At 73.7% G+C, this 19,585-nt stretch carries 18 protein-coding genes and 1 pseudogene; 10 read left to right on the top strand and 9 right to left on the bottom strand.

Annotated features, from left to right (window positions below; genetic code table 11):
* The first annotated feature begins 11 nt into the window (after window positions 1-11).
* The 6 genes and pseudogenes from ACI2LW_RS10840 (at window position 12) to ACI2LW_RS10815 (ending at window position 4,828) form a co-directional block, all read left to right on the top strand.
* Window positions 12-329: a PAAR domain-containing protein gene (locus ACI2LW_RS10840; RefSeq protein ID WP_404730855.1), complete on the top strand. Its 318-nt coding sequence runs from the start codon at window positions 12-14 to the stop codon at window positions 327-329.
* Window positions 329-751 carry a GPW/gp25 family protein gene (locus ACI2LW_RS10835; RefSeq protein ID WP_020938511.1) on the top strand — a complete coding sequence of 141 codons (423 nt, stop codon included), beginning with the start codon at window positions 329-331 and terminating at the stop codon, window positions 749-751. The genes ACI2LW_RS10840 and ACI2LW_RS10835 overlap by 1 nt, the downstream gene beginning before the upstream one ends.
* Window positions 751-2,715, top strand: a complete 1,965-nt coding sequence (locus tag ACI2LW_RS10830) for a putative baseplate assembly protein (RefSeq protein ID WP_404730854.1) — start codon at window positions 751-753, stop codon at window positions 2,713-2,715. The genes ACI2LW_RS10835 and ACI2LW_RS10830 overlap by 1 nt, the downstream gene beginning before the upstream one ends.
* Window positions 2,712-3,275 carry a phage tail protein gene (locus tag ACI2LW_RS10825; protein WP_404730853.1) on the top strand — a complete coding sequence of 188 codons (564 nt, stop codon included), beginning with the start codon at window positions 2,712-2,714 and terminating at the stop codon, window positions 3,273-3,275. The genes ACI2LW_RS10830 and ACI2LW_RS10825 overlap by 4 nt, the downstream gene beginning before the upstream one ends.
* Window positions 3,276-3,279: 4 nt before the next feature.
* A pseudogene (locus tag ACI2LW_RS10820) lies at window positions 3,280-3,342 on the top strand (zinc ribbon domain-containing protein); the annotation flags it as partial.
* Between the two features lie 1,072 nt (window positions 3,343-4,414).
* The gene (locus ACI2LW_RS10815) at window positions 4,415-4,828 is read left to right on the top strand and encodes an NADase-type glycan-binding domain-containing protein (RefSeq protein WP_404730852.1); all 414 of its coding nucleotides are present in this window, start codon (window positions 4,415-4,417) and stop codon (window positions 4,826-4,828) included.
* Window positions 4,829-5,081: 253 nt separating this feature from the next.
* On the opposite strand, the gene ACI2LW_RS10810 is transcribed toward ACI2LW_RS10815, so the two are convergent.
* The 6 genes from ACI2LW_RS10810 to xylB all read right to left on the bottom strand — a co-directional run bounded on the left by ACI2LW_RS10810 (window position 5,082) and on the right by xylB (window position 13,240).
* Window positions 5,082-5,639, bottom strand: coding sequence for a hypothetical protein (locus tag ACI2LW_RS10810; protein ID WP_404730851.1), 558 nt, complete (start codon window positions 5,637-5,639; stop codon window positions 5,082-5,084).
* Window positions 5,640-6,144: 505 nt separating this feature from the next.
* Entirely contained in the window at window positions 6,145-7,668 is a 1,524-nt protein-coding gene (locus tag ACI2LW_RS10805) for an aldehyde dehydrogenase family protein (RefSeq protein ID WP_404730850.1), read from the bottom strand.
* Window positions 7,669-7,769: 101 nt separating this feature from the next.
* Window positions 7,770-9,047 (bottom strand): GAF domain-containing protein, encoded by a 1,278-nt coding sequence (locus ACI2LW_RS10800; protein ID WP_404730849.1) that lies wholly within the window; start codon window positions 9,045-9,047, stop codon window positions 7,770-7,772.
* A gap of 111 nt (window positions 9,048-9,158) precedes the next feature.
* Window positions 9,159-9,758: an N-acetylmuramoyl-L-alanine amidase gene (locus ACI2LW_RS10795; RefSeq protein WP_404730848.1), complete on the bottom strand. Its 600-nt coding sequence runs from the start codon at window positions 9,756-9,758 to the stop codon at window positions 9,159-9,161.
* 667 nt (window positions 9,759-10,425) lie between these two features.
* A complete protein-coding gene (locus ACI2LW_RS10790; RefSeq protein WP_404730847.1) occupies window positions 10,426-11,634 on the bottom strand; it encodes an ROK family protein in 1,209 nt (402 codons plus the stop codon).
* Window positions 11,635-11,794: 160 nt separating this feature from the next.
* Window positions 11,795-13,240: a xylulokinase gene (gene xylB / locus ACI2LW_RS10785; protein WP_404730846.1), complete on the bottom strand. Its 1,446-nt coding sequence runs from the start codon at window positions 13,238-13,240 to the stop codon at window positions 11,795-11,797.
* Window positions 13,241-13,415: 175 nt separating this feature from the next.
* Here xylB and xylA point away from each other — a divergent pair, with 175 nt between their 5' ends.
* From xylA to ACI2LW_RS10770, 3 genes are all read left to right on the top strand, one after another.
* Window positions 13,416-14,582, top strand: coding sequence for a xylose isomerase (gene xylA, locus ACI2LW_RS10780; RefSeq protein ID WP_404730845.1), 1,167 nt, complete (start codon window positions 13,416-13,418; stop codon window positions 14,580-14,582).
* Between the two features lie 260 nt (window positions 14,583-14,842).
* Window positions 14,843-15,193: a hypothetical protein gene (locus ACI2LW_RS10775; protein WP_404730844.1), complete on the top strand. Its 351-nt coding sequence runs from the start codon at window positions 14,843-14,845 to the stop codon at window positions 15,191-15,193.
* Between the two features lie 249 nt (window positions 15,194-15,442).
* Entirely contained in the window at window positions 15,443-15,625 is a 183-nt protein-coding gene (locus ACI2LW_RS10770; protein ID WP_112467663.1) for a hypothetical protein, read from the top strand.
* 1 nt (window position 15,626) lies between these two features.
* On the opposite strand, the gene ACI2LW_RS10765 is transcribed toward ACI2LW_RS10770, so the two are convergent.
* From ACI2LW_RS10765 to ACI2LW_RS10755, 3 genes are all read right to left on the bottom strand, one after another.
* The gene (locus ACI2LW_RS10765) at window positions 15,627-17,030 is read right to left on the bottom strand and encodes a tannase/feruloyl esterase family alpha/beta hydrolase (RefSeq protein WP_404730843.1); all 1,404 of its coding nucleotides are present in this window, start codon (window positions 17,028-17,030) and stop codon (window positions 15,627-15,629) included.
* Window positions 17,031-17,222: 192 nt separating this feature from the next.
* Window positions 17,223-18,110, bottom strand: coding sequence for a hypothetical protein (locus tag ACI2LW_RS10760; protein ID WP_404730842.1), 888 nt, complete (start codon window positions 18,108-18,110; stop codon window positions 17,223-17,225).
* Between the two features lie 137 nt (window positions 18,111-18,247).
* Window positions 18,248-18,544 carry a hypothetical protein gene (locus ACI2LW_RS10755; protein ID WP_404730841.1) on the bottom strand — a complete coding sequence of 99 codons (297 nt, stop codon included), beginning with the start codon at window positions 18,542-18,544 and terminating at the stop codon, window positions 18,248-18,250.
* A 131-nt stretch (window positions 18,545-18,675) separates the two neighbouring features.
* Between ACI2LW_RS10755 and ACI2LW_RS10750 the strand changes: the two genes are divergently transcribed.
* A complete protein-coding gene (locus tag ACI2LW_RS10750; protein WP_404731001.1) occupies window positions 18,676-19,545 on the top strand; it encodes an oxygenase MpaB family protein in 870 nt (289 codons plus the stop codon).
* The last annotated feature ends 40 nt before the right edge of the window (window positions 19,546-19,585 follow it).

Raw genomic sequence — 19,585 nt, 5'->3', positions numbered from 1 at the left:
AGGAGCACCGCATGCCAGCCGCAGCCCGTACCGGTGACCCCACCAACCACGGCGGTGTGATCGCCACCCCGCCGCCCGGCGCGGCCCTGAAGGTGGCGACCGTGCTGATCGGAGGCCGCCCCGCCGCGGTCGTGGGCAGCGTGCACACCTGCGCCGTGCCCCCGCACCTGGCCCTGGGGCCGGGCAACGTGATCATGCCCAACCCGGCCGCTGTCACCGCGGGCATGGTCCTCATCGGCGGGCTGCCGGCCGCACGCGCACGCGACCAGACGTCGTGCGGCGCTCAGATCGTGACCGGCGCCATGAACGTCCTGATCGGGGGCGTGTGATGAGCGAGCGGTTCATCGGACGGGGCTGGGGCTTCCCGCTGCGGGTCGGGCCGACCGGCGGCATCGGCATGGTCGAGCGGGAACAGGAGATCGAGGAGGCGATCCGCCTCGTGCTCGGCACGGCACCCGGCGAACGCCCGATGCGCCCCGAGTTCGGCTGCGGCATCCACGACTACGTCTTCGCCCCCGGCGACGGCGCCACCGCCGGACGTATCGCGCAGCAGGTGCGCGAGGCCCTGGAGCGGTGGGAGCCGCGCATCGCGGTGGACGACGTGGTGGTCGCCTTCGACGCGATCGAGGACGGCACCCTCTACATCGACGTGCACTACACCCTGCGTTCCACCAACGACCGGCGCAACCTGGTCTTTCCCTTCTACACGATCCCCTCCGAGGAGGGGGCCGAGGAATTGGTCGCCGACTGATGGCCCTGCCCTCCCCCAACCTGGACGACCGCCGGTTCCAGCAACTCGTCGACGAGGCGAAGCGGTACGTGCAGCAGCGTGCCCCGGAGTGGACCGACCACAACGTCTCCGACCCGGGCGTCACCCTGATCGAGACGTTCGCCTATCTCGTGGACCAGCTGCTGTACCGGCTGAACCGGGTCCCGGACAAGAACTACACCGCGTTCCTCGACCTGTTGGACATCCGGCTGTTCCCGCCGGCCGCGGCCGCCGCCGAGGTCGACTTCTGGCTGTCGGCGCCGCAGCCCGACACAGTGGTGCTGCCCGCGGGCACCGAGGTGACGACCGTGCGCGGCGGGAGCGACGAGCCCGTGGTGTTCGCGACCACGGACGAACTGCACGTCGTGCCCAGCGAGTTGACGCGTCTGGTGACCGCGCCCCGGACCGGCGAGCAGACCGACCGGACCAGGGAGATCAACGAGGGCAGCGACGTGCCCTGCTTCCAGGCGGCACCGGAGCCGGGCGACGCGCTGCTGTTCGGCCTGCCGACGGCGGTGCCGCGCTGCGTCGTCGCGGTGCACCTGGACAGCCGCGTCGAGGGCGTCGGCGTGGACCCGCGCCAGCCCCCGCTGGTGTGGGAGGCGTGGGACGGCGGCGGCTGGCGGGTGTGCGAGACCGGCGAGGACACCACCGGCGGCCTGAACCGGCCCGGCGAGGTCATCGTCTACGTACCGGCCGGGCACACGGCGTCGGTGATCGGCGGCACCCGGGCCGGCTGGCTGCGCTGCCGCGTCACCGAGGCGGAGCCGGGCCAGCCGTTCTACTCGGAGTCCCCGACGGTGCGCGAGGCGGCGGTGTTCACCGTGGGCGGCACCATGTCCGTCGAACACGCCGAGACCGTGACCGACGTGCTGCTCGGCACCTCGGAGGGGGTCGCCGGGCAGACGTTCCGGCTCGGCCGCCCGCCGGTCCTCCTCGACGGAGAGCCCCCCGTGGTGGAGGTGTCCTCGGCCGAGGGCTGGCAACGCTGGGAGGTCGTCGAGCACTTCGGCCGCTCCGGGCCCGACGACCGGCACGTCCGCGTGGACGCCACCAACGGCGAGTTCGGCTTCCCGCCGGTGCTGCGCGAGCCCGACGGCACGCTGCGGCAGTGCGGCGCCGTACCGCCCAAGGGCGCCCAGATCCGGGTGGCCCGCTACCGCACCGGTGGCGGGCCGGCGGGCAACGTCGCGCGCGGCGCGATCTCCGTGCTGCTCAGCTCCGTTCCGTACATCGCCCAGGTCACCAACCGGGAGGCGGCGCGCGGCGGCGTCGCCGGCGAGACCCTCGCCAACGCCAAGCTGCGGGCTCCGGACGCCCTGCGGATGCAGGAGCGCGCGGTGACCGCCGAGGACTACGAGGTCATCAGCCGCCAGGCGGCGCCCTCGGTGCGCCGGGTCCGCTGTCTGCCCGCCGCGCAGGGCGGCGCGGGTGCGGTACGGGTCCTGGTGGTGCCGGACGCGGTCGCCGACGAGGGCGACGACCGGCTCCGCTTCGAGCAGCTGATCCCCTCCGACCAGGTGCTCCAGGCGATCACCGCGAGCCTCGACGAGCGACGCCTGATCGGCACCCGCCTCGTCGTCGAGCCGCCGGTCTACCAGGGCGTCACCGTCGTGGCCCGGCTCGCGGCGGCACCGGGCGACACCGCCAGAGTGCGCGACGCGGCGCTCGCCGCACTGTTCCACCACCTCAACCCGCTGCACGGCGGACCGGACGGCACCGGATGGCCGTTCGGGCGGCCGGTGCAGTACGGGGAGGTGTTCGGCGTGCTGCAACGCGCCACCGGCAACGCGCTGATCGAGGAGATCCGGCTGTTCCCCGCCGACCCGATCACCGGGCGGCGCGGCGCTCCGGTGGACCGCATCGACGTGGCCGCGGGCGCGCTGGTCTTCTCCTACCAGCACCAGGTGGTCGTCACGGCCGTCGAGCCGGAGGCGGGGGGATGAGCCGGGCCGCCGTACCCGACCTGCCGAGCCGCCACCCGATCGGCGGGCAACTGCCCGCCCTGTACGCCGACGACGACTTCGCGCAGCGCTTCACCGCCGGCCTCGACACCGTCCTCGCCCCGGTGTTCGCGACCCTCGACAACCTGCCCGCCTACCTCGATCCCCGGGTCACCCCGACGGACTTCCTGGCCTGGCTGGCGTCCTGGGTGGGCGCCGGCCACGACCCGCAGTGGCCCGTGGAACTGCGCCGCGAGGCGGTCGTCCGCGCGGTGGAGCTGCACCGGTGGCGCGGCACCAGGCGTGGCCTGGTCAAAGCCCTGCACCTCGCGCTCGGCGTGCACGCCGAGGTGACCGACGACGGCGGCGCGTGGTGGTCGAACACCGCCGGAGCCGACCTGCCGCCCGAGCCCGCCGGCGAGCCCCTGGTCCGGGTGTGGCCGGACCGCGAGGCGCAGGTGGACGTGCACCGTGTCCGCGAGATCGTCCGGGCCATGTGCCCGGTGCACACCGTCTGCCGGGTGGAGGTCCTGCCCGGCCCACCCGCCGACGAAGGGAGGTGACGTCATGCGCGCATGTCCCGCCTGCGGGGCGTCCAACAGTCCCGGGGACGACTTCTGCGGCAACTGCGGCGCGTACCTGGGCTGGTCGGACGATCCGCCGGCCGCGAGCACGCCAACGGCCACGTCGCCGGAACCGGAGCGGCCGGAACCGCGACCGAGCACACCCTCGCAGCCCCCGGCCGCCCCGGATCCCGCCCCGGCCCCCGCATCGCCTGCGGCGGACGCGTCCCCGTCCGCCGCACCTCCCCGCACCTCGTCATTGCGCAACCGGCTGACCGGCCGGGCCCGTAGCGAGGCCGGCGGGCCGAGCGCGACGCGGGCCCCTGCCCCACATTCCGGCGCCGACGAGCGTCCAAATGGCGGGCCTGGCCAGGACGACACGACGAGCCCTCCGCCCCAGGCCGGACCCGCCGACGCCCGCACCGAGCCCTCCATCCCCGAACACCGCCCGGCGAGCGGCGACGAGGAGACCCCCGAGACCGCCGAGACCCCCCGCACCGACGAAGCCCGGGAAGCTCCCCCCACCACGCCACCCGTGCCGACGACGCCCGCGCCCACGGCGGCACCCGTGTCCGCCCGCGCGGGAACGGCCGACGGGTCCGCAACCTCCGTACGCACTCCGGGAGATGAGCCCGCTCCCGACGTATCCGTTGCACCGCCACGACCCCTGCAGCCCCCGGCCGCACCCCCGCACCGCCCCACCGCACCCCCTCCGAGCACCCGGGAAGGGACAGGCCCCCGGCCTCCGGCCGCCCCCGAGGCACCGGCGCCGGAGCCCATCGTGGCGGTACAGCCCGCGAAGCCGCAGGCTCCACGCCCCGTAGTACGGCCCGCAGCGGTGACGGAGGAAGTGGAGGGGAGGCCCTGTCCCTCCTGCGGCACGCCCAACCAGCCGGACCGCCGGTTCTGCCGGCGCTGTGCGACCCCGCTGAAGCCCGCCGAGAAGGCCGACCCGCTGCCGTGGTGGCGGACCGTGTGGCCGTTCCGCCGTCGGGTGCGGGCGAGTTCGGGCCGGGGGGTGCGGCTCCTGGTGATCCTCGCCGTGGTGCTGGCTCTGTGCGCGGGCGCCGTCCTGCTGCTGCCGGCCGGACGCGCCCTGTTCGAGGACACCCGGGACAAGCTGTCCGACCCCCAAGCCCGTGACCCCGGCACGCACCAGGGCGAGCGCCGAGGTCCCCGGGCACCCGGCGAAGAACACCACGGACGGGCTGGCCAACCGCTACTGGGGCGCGCCCGCGCCGGGCGCCTCGGTGACGTACACCTTCGACAAGCCGTTCCGGATGGTCGACCTGCTCATCACCAACGGCGCGTCCAAGGCACCGGAGGAGTACGCCCGCGAGGGACGCGCACTGCAGATCGGCCTTGAGGTGACGACGCAGGACGGCGAGCGGTACGACAAGCGGCTGACCCTCAGCGACAAGCCGGGCTCGCAGCCGTTCCCCACCGGAATCAGCGACGTGAAGACGGTACGCCTGATCCTGCGCTCGGCCACCGGCCTGGCACCGGGCCGCCATCTGGCTCTGGCGGAGGTGGAGTTCTTCCAGCGGTCCTGATCGAGCGATCTCGAGCGGCACGGAGGCCAGGACTTCTTCCCCGGCAGGTGGCCCGTCCCAGCCCGGTCACGGACCACCGGTCCGGGCGGACGGAGGAGGCCCACAGCTGCGTCGGCGCGGACGGCACCCTCAACGTCGCGTACCAGGGGCAGGTCCCGTTGCGGCCGGCGGCAAAACTCGGCCTGGCGGTCGAGGACGCCCAGGGCAAGCGGGGAGGTCGTTCCCTGCGGGCTGGATGATCCGTCAGAGCTGTTCAGGAAGAGCCTACGACTGGTGGTCGAGCAACTCCTACCCCACCGACGAGTGCTTCTGGTGGGCCAACAACGCTCTGGGTGGGACCCTCAAGGATGGCAAGAAGTACTACGCATGGACCGCGCTCGGCCACGTGGCCGTCATGTCGGACCGGCTTGCTGGTCGGCTTCCGTCCAGGTGCCTCTATGAAGTCACTGGTGGGAGAGCGGTCGAGCCGGGTCTTGGTGATCTGCTTGCGTCGGTCGGCCAGCGTCATGGCCTTGGGCGGCTTGGGCAGGTCTGCGGCGGTGCGGGTTTTGGACTGGGCCACCGCAGTGGTCGACATGGAGGGCGGGTGTTGCTGGGGGGCTGCCCAGGACGGCACCACACCCGCCACAGCCAGTAAGGCCATGGCGAGGACAGCCCCGATCGCGTCTTTCGGCGCCCGCTGATACTTCGGCGGCGCGTCGTCCGCGATCACCCTGCGGACCGTGTTTCGCGATCCCAGCTTCCTCGCGATCGCCCGCACCGGCATCTGCTCGGCCCGATGAAGCCGACTGACCTCCGCCCAGTCCTCCACGCTGATTACCACTCCTCCCGGCCTGACTCAACGAGCCAGACCCGTGGAGAGGGTCAACTTCCAAGCGCCGTCCATGGTCCACTTTTCTCAGGCATTGCCGACAGGGGGCGAGGTCCCTCGCGGTGGCCTTCTTGCGCGGCCCGTTCCTGGCTGCTGTCCTCTTCGTGGTCTTCGGCAGCTCATGGGACATCGGTACGCCCGTTCCGGCCGCGAGGAGCCTTCGCTCGCGATACGGATTCGTTCAAGACGACTATGAGACGGAAGAACTCTCCCGGTGCTGCCGGCGGTTCGGGCGCTAATAAGGCGTATTTGGCGGGTCGCTGCGCTCATGAGCGGGCGGCCCGTGGAGTGATGTCCTTCGATGCCATTGGTCCGCGGCTGGTCCGGCGGTAACTCCTATGGATGTCAGAAAGTAACTCGAAGGCCCCAATTGATTACGGCGGGTACCTACCGTGTCGGGTTGCCTGGAGCGCAACGATGCCTCCAGGCAATCCGAGTTCAGGCTCTAGAAGAAGCCAAGTCTCTGAGGGCTGTAAGAACAAAGAATGTTCTTCGTCTGCTGGTAGTGGTCGAGCATCATCTTGTGCGTCTCGCGGCCGATGCCGGACTGCTTGTAGCCGCCGAAGGCGCTGTGCGCCGGGTAGGCGTGGTAGCAGTTGGTCCAGACGCGGCCGGCCTGGATCGCGCGGCCCGCCCGGTAGGCGGTGTTCATGTCCCGCGTCCACACGCCGGCGCCGAGGCCGTACAGGGTGTCGTTGGCCATCTTGATCGCGTCGTCGAAGTCGTCGAAGGAGGTCAGCGAGACCACGGGGCCGAAGATCTCCTCCTGGAAGATCCGCATCCGGTTGTCGCCCTCGAAGACGGTGGGCTGGACGTAGTAGCCGCCCTTCAGCTCCCCGTCGTACTCGACGCGTTCGCCCCCGGTGAGCACCCGCGCGCCCTCCTGCCGGCCGATGTCGAGGTAGGAGAGGATCTTCGCCAGCTGCTCGCTGGAGGCCTGGGCGCCGATCATCGTGTCGGTGTCCAGGGGGTGCCCCGGCTTGATGAGCTCGGTGCGGGCGACCGCCGCCCGGACGAACTCCGCGTAGTGGCCGCGCTGGACCAGCGCCCGGGACGGGCAGGTGCACACCTCACCCTGGTTGAGCGCGAACATCGTGAAGCCCTCGAGCGCCTTGTCCAGGAAGTCGTCGTCGGCGGCGGAGACGTCGTCGAAGAAGATGTTCGGCGACTTGCCGCCCAGCTCCAGCGTGACCGGCTTGAGGTTCTCCGAGGCGTACTGCATGATCAGCCGCCCCGTCGTCGTCTCCCCGGTGAACGCCACCTTCGCCACCCGCGGGCTGGACGCGAGCGGCTTGCCCGCCTCGACGCCGAAGCCGTTGACGATGTTGACCACACCCGGCGACAGCAGATCGGCGACCAGGCTCATCCAGTAGTGCAGGGAGACCGGCGTCTGCTCGGCGGGCTTGATGACGACCGCGTTGCCGGCGGCGAGCGCGGGCGCGAGCTTCCACGCCGCCATCAGGATCGGGAAGTTCCACGGGATGATCTGCGCGACCACCCCGAGCGGCTCGTGGAAGTGGTACGCCACCGTGTCCGGGTCGATCTCGCCGAGCGAGCCCTCCTGGGCGCGGATCGCGCCCGCGAAGTACCGGAAGTGGTCGATGGCCAGCGGGATGTCCGCGGCCAGGGTCTCCCGGACCGGCTTGCCGTTCTCCCAGCTCTCGGCGACGGCCAGGGGCTCCAGGTACGCCTCCATCCGGTCGGCGATCCGCAGCAGGATGTCGGACCGCTCGGACGCCGGCGTCCGGCCCCAGCCAGGTGCGGCGGCGTGCGCCGCGTCCAGCGCCCGCTCCACGTCCTCCGCGGTCCCGCGCGCGACCTCGGTGAACGGCTGCCCGTTCACCGGGGACGGGTTGTCGAAGTACCCGCCGCGGGCCGGGGGCACGTACTCGCCGCCGATGAAGTGGTCGTAACGGGACTGGTAGGAGACGATCGCGCCCTCGGTGCCGGGCGCCGCGTAACGAGTCATCCTGGTCTGCCTCCCTCAGCGGGCCGCCCGCCGTCGGGCGGCTCTCGGCGCGAGGGTAGGGACGCCGACGTTGCAACGACGTTGCGTTGCCCGGGCGGTCGTCAGCGGGTGGCCGGGCGGGGCCGGCCGGATGGGGCCGCCAGTTCCGCCTCCAGCGCGGCGAGACGGGAGCGGACCGCCGGGGTGGGCCGTACGGCGGCCAGGGCGCGCCACACCTCGAGGTCGTCCTCGCCCCACGGCGCGTGCGCCCAGTCCGCCAGCAGGTCGGGGTCGCGCCGGGCGATCAGCGCGTCCCGCAGGCCGTCGGCGAGGCGCCGGCGCAGCCGCACCACCGCCGGAGCCCGCGAGGAGGGCAGCAGCGGGCCCGCGTAGGCCGCCGCCGCGGCGGCGACCGCACCCGTCTCCAGCCGCCGTTCCACCACGGCCAGGTCCGGTTCGAGGGGAACGGTGAGCCGGTACGGGCGCGAGGCGAGCACGCCCCCGCCGAGCACCCGGCGCAGCCGGGCCATCTCGGCCCGCAGCGTCACCGGGGTCACCGAGTCGTCCTCGTACAGCGCGCACAGCAGCTCGTCCCCGGTCAGGCCCTCCGGGCGACGGGCCAGCAGCACCATGATCTCGCTGTGCCGGCGGCTCAGCGAGACCGCGCGGCCGTCGATCACCAGCCGGGCCTCGTCACGGCCGAGCACCGTCAGCCCGGGCGGCCCCGCGGCGGGCCGGCGCGGGGCGAGCAGCGCCAGGTGGGACTCGGCGGCCCGGGCCACGGCCTGTACGAGACCGAGGCTGTGCGGGTGCGCGAGTCCGTCGCCGCCCGTGATGTCCACGGCGCCCAGCACCCGCCCGGTGCGCGGATCGTGCACCGGGGCCGCCGCGCAGGTCCACGGCTGGACCTGCCGGATGAAGTGCTCGGCGGCGAAGACCTGGACCGGCCGGTCCACGGCCACCGCGGTGCCCGGGGCGTTCGTGCCGACCGCGGACTCCGCCCAGCGGGCGCCGGGCACGAAGTTCATCCGCCCGGCCCTGCGCCGGGTCGTCGGATGGCCCTCGACCCACAGCAGCCTGCCGTGCGCGTCGCACACGGCCAGCAGGTGCTCCCCGTCGGCGGCGAAGCCGCCCAGCAGCTCCCGGAACAGCGGCATCACCGGCGCCAGCGGATGCTCCGCCCGGTAGGCGCCCAGGTCCGCGTCGGCCAGTTCGACGCTGGCTGCGCCGTCCGGCCCGACACCCGCCCGGGCGGAGCGCCGCCACGAGTCCGCCACCACCGGGCGCACCGGCCGCGGCACCGTGCCCACCGCGGTGAACGTCTCGTGCGCACGGCGCAGCACCCGGACCCGCTCGGCTGGGTCCGCCCCCGGTTCCAGGGCCACCCATGGTTCGGTCAACTCGGCCTCCCGGACGGCGATGCGACTGCAGGACATCGTCACGCCGGGTGCGCGCCCGGACAACCTCCCGGACCGGGCTCGTTCCGACGAGGGCCGGGGCCCCGGCCGCCGTCAGGCGAAGTTCACCAGTCTGATGTAGCGGACCCAGTCCCAGTACGGTCCGGGGTCGGTGTGGTCCGTCCCGGGCACCTCGGCGTGCCCGATGATGTGCGCGCGGTCCTTGGGGATGCCGTAGCGGTCGCAGACCGCCGCGGTGAGCCGCGCCGACTGCTCGTACAGGGCGTCGGTGAAGTAGGCCGGCCGGTCCACCCACCCTTCGTGCTCGATGCCGATGCTGCGTGTGTTGTAGTCCCAGTTGCCCGCGTGCCAGGCGACGTCCGCCTCGCGGACGCACTGGGCGATGTGGCCGTCGGCGGAGCGGACGACGTAGTGCGCGGACACCTTCTTCAGCGGGTTCTGGAAGATGGCCAGGGTGCTCGCGTACGTCTCCTGTGTGACGTGAATGATCACCCGGTTCAGCGAGTAGCTCGTGGGCCGGTTGGACGCCGTGTAGTTGGAGGTGCTCGCGGGCAGCCACTCGGTGGGCGGGTAGTCGGCGAACCGGGGCAGCGCGCCGGCCCGCGCGGGCGGGAGTAACGCGTGGGGGACCGCGGCGAACGCGGCGCCCTTCAGGATCCGTCGCCTGCTGGGATGAGGTCTGAGCCCGTCCATGGGGGTGCCTTTCCTGTGGGGGAGGTACTCCTGTGCGAGGTGTCGGCTGCTCGGACGTCCGTAGCGGTCGCGGTGAGTCTCGCGCACGGGCGGGCACTCCTCGCGGAGCCGGGCCGGGAGGGGAGAGCCGGTGTCGCGCGGGCCCGGCCCGTCGCACCCGGGCCCATGCCGTGCGGTGGTCCGGCATCGGTTTCCGGCGTGCTGACTTCCCGTCAGCGTCCTCCGTCCGCCCGGCACATGGAGTCTCGAGCCGGGGGACAGTCAACGCCTCGCGTGCATCACGGTACGGCGACGGCGGGGCGGGCAGAAGGGAGCGGCCGGACTCTGTGGACGCGCGGGCGGTTGTGGACAACTTCGTCACCCACGCGGGTGAACGCGGGCGAACGCGGCTGAACGGAACCTGGATGCGGGGGAGTTCTGGTGGACGCGGGCCAGTTCGGCCCGGTGGCCGACGCTGCGTGGCCGACGCAGACGTCAAGGCCGAAGCGGATGCCGAGGCCGACGCTGCGTGGCCGACGCCGACGTCAAGGCCGAAGCGGATGCCGAGGCCGACGCTGCGTGGCCGACGCCGACGTCAAGGCCGAAGCTGATGCCGAGGCCGACGCCGGAGCCGACGCCGAGCCCCGACGCCGGAGCCGAAGCGTCCGAAGCCGGCGCGGCCCGGATGTCAGGCGCGCTCGGCCACCGCCGCCGGGTCGTCCAGGACGCCCCGCACCACGGCGTGGGCGGCACCCAGCAGCGGGCCCTGCGGGCCCAGCCCCGAGACGGAGACGGGGCAGGCGGGTCCGGCGGTCCGCCGCGCCAGCTCGGCCTCCAGCGAGGGAAGGAGCCAGGGTGCGAGTCCGGCCAGCGCGCCGCCCAGCACGACGGCCTCGGGATCGATCAGGTTGACCGCGCCGGTGAGGGCGACGCCGAGCGCCGTGCCGGCGTCGCTCAGGGCGCGCCGGACCCTCTCGTCGCCCGCGGCGGCGCGTGCGGCGAGGACTCCCACCCGGTCCTCGCCCGGCTCCAGTCCGGCCGCGCGGAGCACGGCCTCCTCGCCCGCGTACTGCTCCAGGCACCCGCGCCCGCCGCACGGGCACGCCGGCCCCTCGGGCTCGACCGGCACGTGTCCCAGCTCGCCCGCGAAACCGCGCGTTCCGCGCAGCAGGCTCCCGTCGACCACGACCGCGGCGCCGATGCCGATCTCCGCCGACACATGCAGGAAGTCGCGGGGCGTGGCGGTGCCGAGCCACAGTTCCGCGAGCCCGCCGAAGTTGGCCTCGTTGTCCACGGTCAGCGGGAGCTCGGCCGGCAGCAGCGCGCCCAGGTCCGTGTCCTGCCACTCGAGGTTGGGCGCCCGCACCACCGTACGGCCGTCCCGTGCGATCAGACCGGGCACAGCGACCGCGAGGCCGACCGGCCACAGGCCCTGCTGCTCGGCCTCGGCGACCACCTGGCGTATGAGTGCCGTCAGGTCCCGCGCCACCGGTCCGGGCCGGCGGCCCCGGTTGGTCCCGTGACGCACGGCCCGGGCACGGACCTCTCCGCGCAGATCGACCACGCAGGCCGCGAGGTGGTCCACGCCGACCTCCGCACCGACCCCGGCCGGGCCGCGCCCGCTGACGGCGAGCGCCGAGCCGGGACGTCCCACCCGGCCCGGCCGCTCCGGGCCCAGCTCCTCCAGCAGTCCGGTGCGGATCAGCTCGTCGACGAGGGTGGACACCGCCGCCCGGGTCAGCCCTATGCGGGAGGCGACGGCCGCTCTGGACAGCGGACCCTCGGCCCGGACCGTGTGCATGACCCGGGCGAGGTTCCGGCGGCGCATGCCCTGCTGGGTGTCGGGCAGCGCGCGGCCGGATGCGGCGGGGCGGGTCGTGTGCGGCGGTGCGGTCATGCCTGGGTCGTCCTCGGTGGTGTCGTCGGCGGGTGTCCGGCGTTCGGCGTCCGGCGTCCGGTGCGGTCCGCGGGCTCCGGGCCGCCGGTGCCTCGCGGCCGACGTTCCGCGAAGGGCCGGGATCCCGGTCCGTCCGCGGACGCCCGCCCCGCGGTCCGCGTCAGCGGCTTGCCGTACCCCTTTCCAGCAGCGGGGCCGCGTCGGAGAGTACCCCGGAGATCCGGGCGAGGGTCTCCTCGTCCCGCTCCACGGACTCCAGCACCGGCCCGTCGGCCGTGCGCCAGCGGCGGGCGACCGCGGCCGGGTCCTCGCCGGTCAGCACCCCGGCCGCCTGGGCGGCTGCGCCGAGCGCGACCAGTTCCCTGGCGCGGGGCACCTGGACCGGCCGTCCCGAGAGCCGCCGAACCGTCTGCTGCCAGGCCGTGCCGCGGGCGCCGCCGCCGATCAGCAGCAGGGGAGCGGAGCGGTCGGCGTCCTCGTCCAGGACCAGGTCCAGCGCGCCGAGCAGGGCGTGCACCGCGCCGTCGTAGGCGGCCTGGAGCAGCTGTCCGGGCGTGGTGTCGTGGCGCAGGCCGTGCAGCAGCCCGGAGGCGTGCGGCAGGTTGGGGGTGCGCTCGCCGTCCAGGTAGGGCAGCAGGGTGACCGTGGTTCCGGGCTCGACGGCCTCCCGGTCCAGGCCGAGCAGGGCGGCGACGCGGTCGACGGCGAGTGTGCAGTTGAGGGTGCAGGCCAGCGGCAGCCAGTCGCCGCGCGCGTCGGCGAAGCCGGCGACCGTGCCGGAGGGGTCGGCGGGGCGGTTCTCCGACACCGCGTACACCGTGCCCGACGTGCCCAGGCTGAGCACGGGTGTGCCGGGGCGCAGTCCGAGGCCGAGCGCGGCGGCGGCGTTGTCGCCGGTGCCGGCCGCCACCAGGGTGCCCTTGGAGAACGGCAGGTCGTGGCTGTCGCGAACGGTGCCGGCCACCTCTCCCGGACGCACGACGCGGGGCAGCAGGGCGGGATCGAGCCCCACATGGGCGAGGATCTCCTCGTCGTAGGACTCCGTGGCCGACGCCCACCAGCCGGTGCCCGAGGCGTCACCGCGGTCGGTCGTGCCGAGACCCGTCAGATGCCCGGTGAGGTAGTCGTGCGGCAGGCGCACGGCCGCCGTCGCGCGCGCCGCCTCCGGCTCGTGCTCGGCGAGCCACGCCCACTTCGTGACCGTGAAGGACGCGCCCGGCACGCTGCCCGTGCGCTCCGCCCACGTCTTCGGCCCGCCCAGCTCCTCGACCAGGCGTGCGGCCTGCGGGGCCGAGCGCACGTCGTTCCACAGCAGGGCGGGGCGCACCGGCTCCCCCCGGCCGTCCAGGGTGACCAGGCCGTGCTGCTGGCCCGCGACCGACACCGCGGCGGCCTCGTGGGCCGCGTCCCCGCACTGGCGCAGCGCCGCGCGCAGCGCGTCCCACCACTGGCGCGGATCGCTCTCGCGGCCCTCGCCCGACGACACGGTGTGGGGCGCCTGGCCGCTCGCCACCACGCGCCCCGTGGCCGCGTCGACGACGAGCACCTTGGTCGACTGGGTGGACGAGTCCACACCGACGACGAGCGGACCCTCGGCTGCTGACATCGGCTCTCCCTCTTTCCGCGGCTCACGGGCTCTGACCTGCTGCTTTCCCGGTCTCCCGGGTGGGACTCCCCGGGACTCGGCCCGGTCGGGACCCTCTTGTCCCTTCCCAGGGATGCGTCGGCATACTAATTTGTAAATCGCCATGACGAAATAGTCGTAAGCAAGGAGCCGCGGCATGAGCTACCAGCCCACCCCCGAGGACAGGTTCACCTTCGGCCTGTGGACCGTCGGCTGGCAGGGACGGGACCCGTTCGGCGACGCCACGCGCCGCGCCCTCGACCCGGTCGAGACGGTGCAGCGCCTGGCGGAGCTCGGCGCCCACGGAGTGACCTTCCACGACGACGACCTGATCCCCTTCGGGGCCTCGGACACCGAGCGCGAGTCGCACATCAAGCGCTTCCGGCAGGCCCTCGACGCGACGGGCATGACCGTGCCGATGGCCACCACGAACCTCTTCACCCACCCCGTCTTCAAGGACGGCGCGTTCACCGCCAACGACCGCGACGTGCGCCGCTACGCGCTGCGCAAGACCATCCGCAACATCGACCTGGCGGTGGAGCTCGGCGCGAGGACGTACGTGGCGTGGGGCGGCCGGGAGGGCGCCGAGTCCGGCGCCGCCAAGGACGTGCGCGCCGCCCTCGACCGCATGAAGGAGGCGTTCGACCTCCTGGGCGAGTACGTCACCTCCCAGGGCTACGACATCCGCTTCGCCATCGAGCCGAAGCCGAACGAGCCCCGCGGCGACATCCTGCTGCCCACCGTCGGGCACGCGCTGGCCTTCATCGAGCGCCTGGAGCGCCCGGAGCTGTACGGGGTGAACCCCGAGGTGGGCCACGAGCAGATGGCCGGGCTGAACTTCCCGCACGGCATCGCGCAGGCGCTGTGGGCGGGCAAGCTCTTCCACATCGACCTCAACGGCCAGTCCGGCATCAAGTACGACCAGGACCTGCGGTTCGGCGCCGGTGACCTGCGGGCCGCCTTCTGGCTCGTCGACCTGCTGGAGAGCGCCGGCTACGACGGCCCGCGCCACTTCGACTTCAAGCCGCCGCGGACCGAGGACCTGGACGGCGTGTGGGCCTCGGCCGCCGGCTGCATGCGCAACTACCTGATCCTCAAGGAGCGTGCCGCCGCCTTCCGGGCCGACCCGGAGGTGCGGGAGGCCCTGCGCGCCTCCCGGCTCGACCAGCTGGCGCAGCCCACCGCCGCGGACGGCGTGCAGGCGCTGCTCGCCGACCGCTCGGCCTTCGAGGACTTCGACGTGGAGGCCGCCGCCGCGCGCGGCATGGCCTTCGAGCGGCTCGACCAGCTCGCGATGGACCACCTGCTGGGCGCGCGCGGCTGACACCGACCGCGCGATCGGGGGGCACGCGCGCGTGCCCCCCGATCGTCGTGTGTCCGTCCGCGCCGGTTCGCGTCCGTCCGCGTCGTGAGTGTCCGTCCGCGCCGGTTCGCATCCGTCCGCGTCGTGAGTGTCCGTCCGCGACCGCTTCCGTCCGCCCATGGCCGGAAACGGTCCAGGAGCGCGCCGTCCGCGGCCTGAGCCGTGGTCGGTATCCGCGCGCGGGTCGCGTGCCCGGCGGTCCGGCTGCCACCCTGGACGCCATGGCCGTTCCGCCCGTCCCGCCGGGGCCGCCCGCGCCGCCCCGGCCGCCAAGGCGCAGTCCGCTCTTCGTCCTCCTCACCCTGATCGCGGCGGCCGGTGCGGTCGCGGTCATCCTGGTGATGGCCTTGTCCGGCCGGGACTCACCGGACGGCGAGGAGCCCGCCGGGGGCGGACCGAGCGAGAGCCGGCTGCCGGGTCCCACGCTGAGCCTTCCCACCGGACTGCCGACCCGGCTTCCCACCTCCCTGCCGACCTCTCTGCCCTCCGGCCTGCCGACCGGTCTGCCCAGCGGCATCCCCAGCGGCCTGGAGTCGCTGCTGCCCTCCCTGGGCGACGGCGCGTTTCCCTGACGATCCCACCGGGCCGGGCGGACCGGTGGGGCCGAGGGCTGAACGGGCCGGGCAGGCCGGGCAGGCCGGGCCCGGACGGATTGTGACCACCGCCCCCGACCCCCCATCCCCTAGGGGAACGCCCTAAGGGGCTCGCACGGCCCGGCTCGGGGAAGACTCAGGGCTGTCTGCGGGCGGGGTCCGGAACCGCCACGAGCGTGGGACCGTTCTCACGGCAGAGAGCGGCAGTGGCCGCGAAGGAGGCGACAGATGTCGAAGAACGCGAAGATCGCCGCAGGTGGTGTGGCCGTCGGTCTCATCCTGCTGATCTGGCTGCCCTGGTGGGCCGCCCTGCTGATCGTGCTGGGAGTCCCGGCCGCCGCGTACCTCGCGCTGGATCCCTCCCAGCGCCGCCGGCTGCGGCGCGTCACCCGCAAGGAGCTGGGCCGCTGAGTCACGACCGCCCGGGCGCCCTCCCGGCCAGGTCGCACGAGTCGACCACGTCCCCGCCCGCGGGCCTGCCGACGGTCCGGTCCGCGGGCGGGCGGACGCCGCGCTCCACCCAGGCCACCAGTGCGTCGAACGCCGACCGGTAGCAGGGCAGGATCGGCCGCAGCCGGTCCGGGTAGGTGTCGTACAACCCGTCCACGTGGGTACCGCCCTGGATCATGTAGTACCGGTGCAGTGCGCCCCGGCCCCTGGCGTCGACCATGCGGGTGTAGACGTCCGAGTCGGCCGCCTTGGGCAGCAGCGTGTCCAGATCGCCGTGCAGGGTGAACAGGGGCCTGCCGATCCGCCCGGTCAGCGCCACCCGGTCCACCGCCCGGTGGACGGACGCGGGACGCGAGGCGAGGTCGTACGCCCCGTCGGACGCGCACGGGGACAGGATCTGCTGGGGCGTGGTACCGGCCGAGGCTCCGGGGCAGGCCGTGTCGTAGGCGGGGTCGAACTCGGCCCGGTAGATCTTCTGCGTCACCCCCCAGTACGCCTGCTCGTGGTACGGCCACAGGAACTCCGAGCCGCGCGCGAAGCCGGCCGCGTACATGTCCTCCGCGCCCGCCTTCCCCAGCGTCCACGCCACCGCCGTGGGCAGCGAGGTCAGCAGACTCGGGCCGCCGTCGGTCCACAACGCGCCCTCCCAGTCGACGCCGCCGTCGTACAGCTCCGGGTGGTGCTCCAGCTGCCAGCGCGTGAGGTAGCCGCCGTTGGAGATGCCGGTCATGTAGGTGCGGCGCGGGGCGTGGCCGTAGCGCTGGGCGACCGCGCGTTTCGCCGCGCGCGTGAGCTGGGTCGTGCGTGTGTTCCACTCCGCCACCGCGTCGCCGGGCCGGGTGCCGTCGCGGTAGAAGTCGGCCGAGCTGTTGCCCTTGTCGGTGGCGGCGTAGGCGAAGCCCCGGGCCAGCACCTGGTCGGAGATCGCCTTGTCCGTCGCGTACTGCTTGCGCGTGCCGGGCGCTCCGGTGACCACCAGTCCGCCGTTCCAGTGGTCGGGCAGCCGGATCACGTACTGCGCGTCGTGGTTCCAGCCGTGCGTGGTGTTGAAGCCGGAGGAGTCCGGGAAGTAGCCGTCGATCTGCACGCCCGGCACCCCGGAGGGCGTGTGGGTGTCCCGGGCGGTGAGCCCCGCCTGGTCCGCGGTGTCCGTGTACGGCGTCCCGGCGAGCCCGGTGGTCGTCAGATCGGGCAGGCAGGCCGTCCGCTGGAAGGCGGCGCCCGGCACTCGCAACCGCTCCTGGTGGACGCAGTGCGCCCCGTCCCCGTCCTCTGCCCCGGCCGCGGCCGAGGACGGGGACGGCGACAGCACGATCGCGGCCATCACGGCGGCGGCGACGGGCGGGACACCTAGCGACAGGCGCATGACAGCCTCCAGGGCAGGACGGGACGGGGGCTCCGCACGACCGCGGAGTCCGCAGCGCCCCATCGTGCTGGGGTGACACCGCGTCATCCATGGGGTGGCACCACATGGAGAGCGGACCCGGCATAGGGAGGAAGAACATGCCGCGCAGGCCACGACCCGTTCACTGGAAGCACGGCACGCGCCGCCGGGCACTCAGAGCGGGCGTACCGCCAGCTTGTCGAGCGCCTCCAGCAGGCCGGGCAGCTCCGGACCCCGCCCGATGGGCAGGACCTCGCCGGGCTCCTCGTCCAGGAGCACGAAGGCGATGTCGTCGGTGCGGGCCACCATCGACCAGCCGGGACCGTCCGCCCGCAGCGTCCGCGCGTCGCCCGGCGCGAACGAGGACCTGACCCTGCCCAGTGGCGGCGGCGAGTCCACGTACCCGCGGGCCTCGGCCAGGACACGCCGGATGCCGCGGTGCTTCGGGGCCGCCTCGTCACCGGGTCCGGCGGACGTGCCCGACGCACCCGGGGTGCCCGCCTGCTCCGCACCGTCCGGCGAGGTCTCGCCGGACCGGGCGCCGCCGCCCGGAGCGATGAAGGAGGAGTCGTCGATCTGCTCCCGCCACACCGCCCACTGCAAGGCGATCTCGTCCGCGCCGAGCCGGCGCTGGGCCGGCCCCCAGACGCTGGTGTCCGGCGGTGTCAGCCGCGGCCCGTCCGCCGCGTCGGGGGCCGGGTCGTGCGGCGCGGGCACCCCGGGCGCCGCGACCGCGACCGCGAGGGGCCAGCCGGGCAGGGCGGCGACGACCGAGCGCTCGTCGGGCGACAGGTCGTACTCCATGCCGCAGTCCCAGGACGCGATCGCCACGGCGACCAGGGACACGTCGTCGACCACGACCGTCCACCGCGCGCCCTCGCCGTCCTGACCCAGCACCAGGCCGTATCCGTCGGCCAGCGGCGCCAGACCGAGCGCCGCGCAGGCCTCCGGATAGTCGTCGCCCAGCACGCTCGGGAACTGCGCCGGCGTCAGCAGCACCGCCGTGAGCACATAGAGCGCGTCGTCCGCGGCGGCGACGGCGTCCTCGTCCGTCCCGGCCATTCGTGCCTCCCCATCGGTTCGTCCATCGGCGCGCACCCTAGTGCGAGTGGAAGGCGGTTGTCACGACTCGTGTGACCGGCCGGACCTGCAGTTTTCCACCTGGACGGGGGCGAAACGACCGTACGGCGCCGACCACCTCACACCACCGGCAGCCCCAGCAGCGCCCGCGCCACCGCCCGCGGCGACTCGTCGCGCTCCCGGGCGAGGGCGATCACGGCACGGCACGCCAGCTCGTTCACCCCGAACGAGAGCGCCTCGGGCGACACCCAGGCCGCGGCCTCGTCGATCCGGTCCTGGTCGTCCTCCGCGCAGGCCGACACATAGGCCGCGGCGGCCTCGAACAGGTTGGGCGTGCGCTGGTCACGGCCGCCGTCCGCCTTCCCGCGGACGGAGACGGCGACTTTGGCGAAGGACGTGCGGAGTCTGCCGAACATGCGGACACCTTCCCCCTTGACTGCCGACGCGGAGCGTTCATGTGCTGCCACTCAACGTAGAGTTGCAACGCTGACGACAGAAGGGGGACGACGTGGCCAAGCGGTTCGAACGGCTCGAGCGGATCCGCCGCATGGACCCGGTGCGGCAGGCCTCGGAGATCTACCGGCTCACGGCCGCCTACGAGTTCCCGTGGGACATCACCAGGGCACTCGAACTGGCCCTCTACCGCACCTACGCCGTCCCGGGCATCGGCCGGCTGCTCGCCGAGACCGCGGAACTCACCGACCGCCCGCAGAAGCGCTACGACGACACCTCGCTCCTCCTCGACACCATCGTGGAGCACGGATTCGGCAGCCCGCAGGCCCGCACCGCGATCCGCCGCATCAACCACATGCACCGCGGCTACGACATCGGCGACGACGAGATGCGCTACGTCCTGTGCACCTTCGTGGTGATGCCCAGGCGCTGGATCGACGCCTACGGGTGGCGCCGGCTCTCCCGGCACGAGATCGTCGCGTCCACCGTCCACTACCGCACCCTCGGCCGGCACATGGGAATCAAGGACATCCCCGAGTCGTACGAGGAGTTCGAGGCCCACCTCGACGCCTACGAGGCGGCCCACTTCGGCTGGGACGAGCAGGCCCGGCGGGTCTCCGACGCCACCCTCGACCTGATGGCCTCCTGGTACCCGCGCCCCCTCGCCCCCGTCCTGCGCCGCGCCACCCTGTCCCTGCTCGACGAGCCGCTGCTGCGCGCCTTCCGCTACGAGCCCCCCGGCCCGCTCACCCGGACGCTCGTGCGCCGCGCGGTCCGGGCCCGGGGACGCGTCGTGCGCCTGCTGCCGCCGCGCCGTTCGCCGCATTTCGCGCGGCAGAATTGGGAGATCAAGAGCTACCCGAACGGCTATCGCGTGGCCGACCTGGGGACCTGGCCGGTGCCCGGCCTCCGCGGCTGCCCGGTACGGCGGGGCGGGGAACCGGCCGGCGGCCCCCTGCCGTGAGGCGGACGCGCGGGTCCTCTCGTCGTCAGTCCTCTCGCCG

Source organism: Streptomyces sp. NPDC004065, from assembly GCF_044903565.1.
In the GTDB taxonomy this organism is placed as follows: Bacteria; Actinomycetota; Actinomycetes; order Streptomycetales; family Streptomycetaceae; genus Streptomyces.
This window is presented reverse-complemented; position numbering and strand designations above follow the sequence as displayed.

Excerpts from the sequence above, each read along its gene's own strand:
- xylB (WP_404730846.1), bottom strand. The coding sequence starts at position 13,240 with ATGTCAGCAGCCGAGGGTCCGCTCGTCGTCGGTGTGGACTCGTCCACC.
- xylA (WP_404730845.1), top strand. The coding sequence starts at position 13,416 with ATGAGCTACCAGCCCACCCCCGAGGACAGGTTCACCTTCGGCCTGTGG.
- ACI2LW_RS10750 (WP_404731001.1), top strand. The coding sequence starts at position 18,676 with ATGGACCCGGTGCGGCAGGCCTCGGAGATCTACCGGCTCACGGCCGCC.
- ACI2LW_RS10840 (WP_404730855.1), top strand. The coding sequence starts at position 12 with ATGCCAGCCGCAGCCCGTACCGGTGACCCCACCAACCACGGCGGTGTG.
- ACI2LW_RS10775 (WP_404730844.1), top strand. The coding sequence starts at position 14,843 with ATGGCCGTTCCGCCCGTCCCGCCGGGGCCGCCCGCGCCGCCCCGGCCG.
- ACI2LW_RS10770 (WP_112467663.1), top strand. The coding sequence starts at position 15,443 with ATGTCGAAGAACGCGAAGATCGCCGCAGGTGGTGTGGCCGTCGGTCTC.
- ACI2LW_RS10835 (WP_020938511.1), top strand. The coding sequence starts at position 329 with ATGAGCGAGCGGTTCATCGGACGGGGCTGGGGCTTCCCGCTGCGGGTC.
- ACI2LW_RS10765 (WP_404730843.1), bottom strand. The coding sequence starts at position 17,030 with ATGCGCCTGTCGCTAGGTGTCCCGCCCGTCGCCGCCGCCGTGATGGCC.
- ACI2LW_RS10825 (WP_404730853.1), top strand. The coding sequence starts at position 2,712 with ATGAGCCGGGCCGCCGTACCCGACCTGCCGAGCCGCCACCCGATCGGC.
- ACI2LW_RS10755 (WP_404730841.1), bottom strand. The coding sequence starts at position 18,544 with ATGTTCGGCAGACTCCGCACGTCCTTCGCCAAAGTCGCCGTCTCCGTC.
- ACI2LW_RS10795 (WP_404730848.1), bottom strand. The coding sequence starts at position 9,758 with ATGGACGGGCTCAGACCTCATCCCAGCAGGCGACGGATCCTGAAGGGC.
- ACI2LW_RS10830 (WP_404730854.1), top strand. The coding sequence starts at position 751 with ATGGCCCTGCCCTCCCCCAACCTGGACGACCGCCGGTTCCAGCAACTC.
- ACI2LW_RS10790 (WP_404730847.1), bottom strand. The coding sequence starts at position 11,634 with ATGACCGCACCGCCGCACACGACCCGCCCCGCCGCATCCGGCCGCGCG.
- ACI2LW_RS10760 (WP_404730842.1), bottom strand. The coding sequence starts at position 18,110 with ATGGCCGGGACGGACGAGGACGCCGTCGCCGCCGCGGACGACGCGCTC.
- ACI2LW_RS10805 (WP_404730850.1), bottom strand. The coding sequence starts at position 7,668 with ATGACTCGTTACGCGGCGCCCGGCACCGAGGGCGCGATCGTCTCCTAC.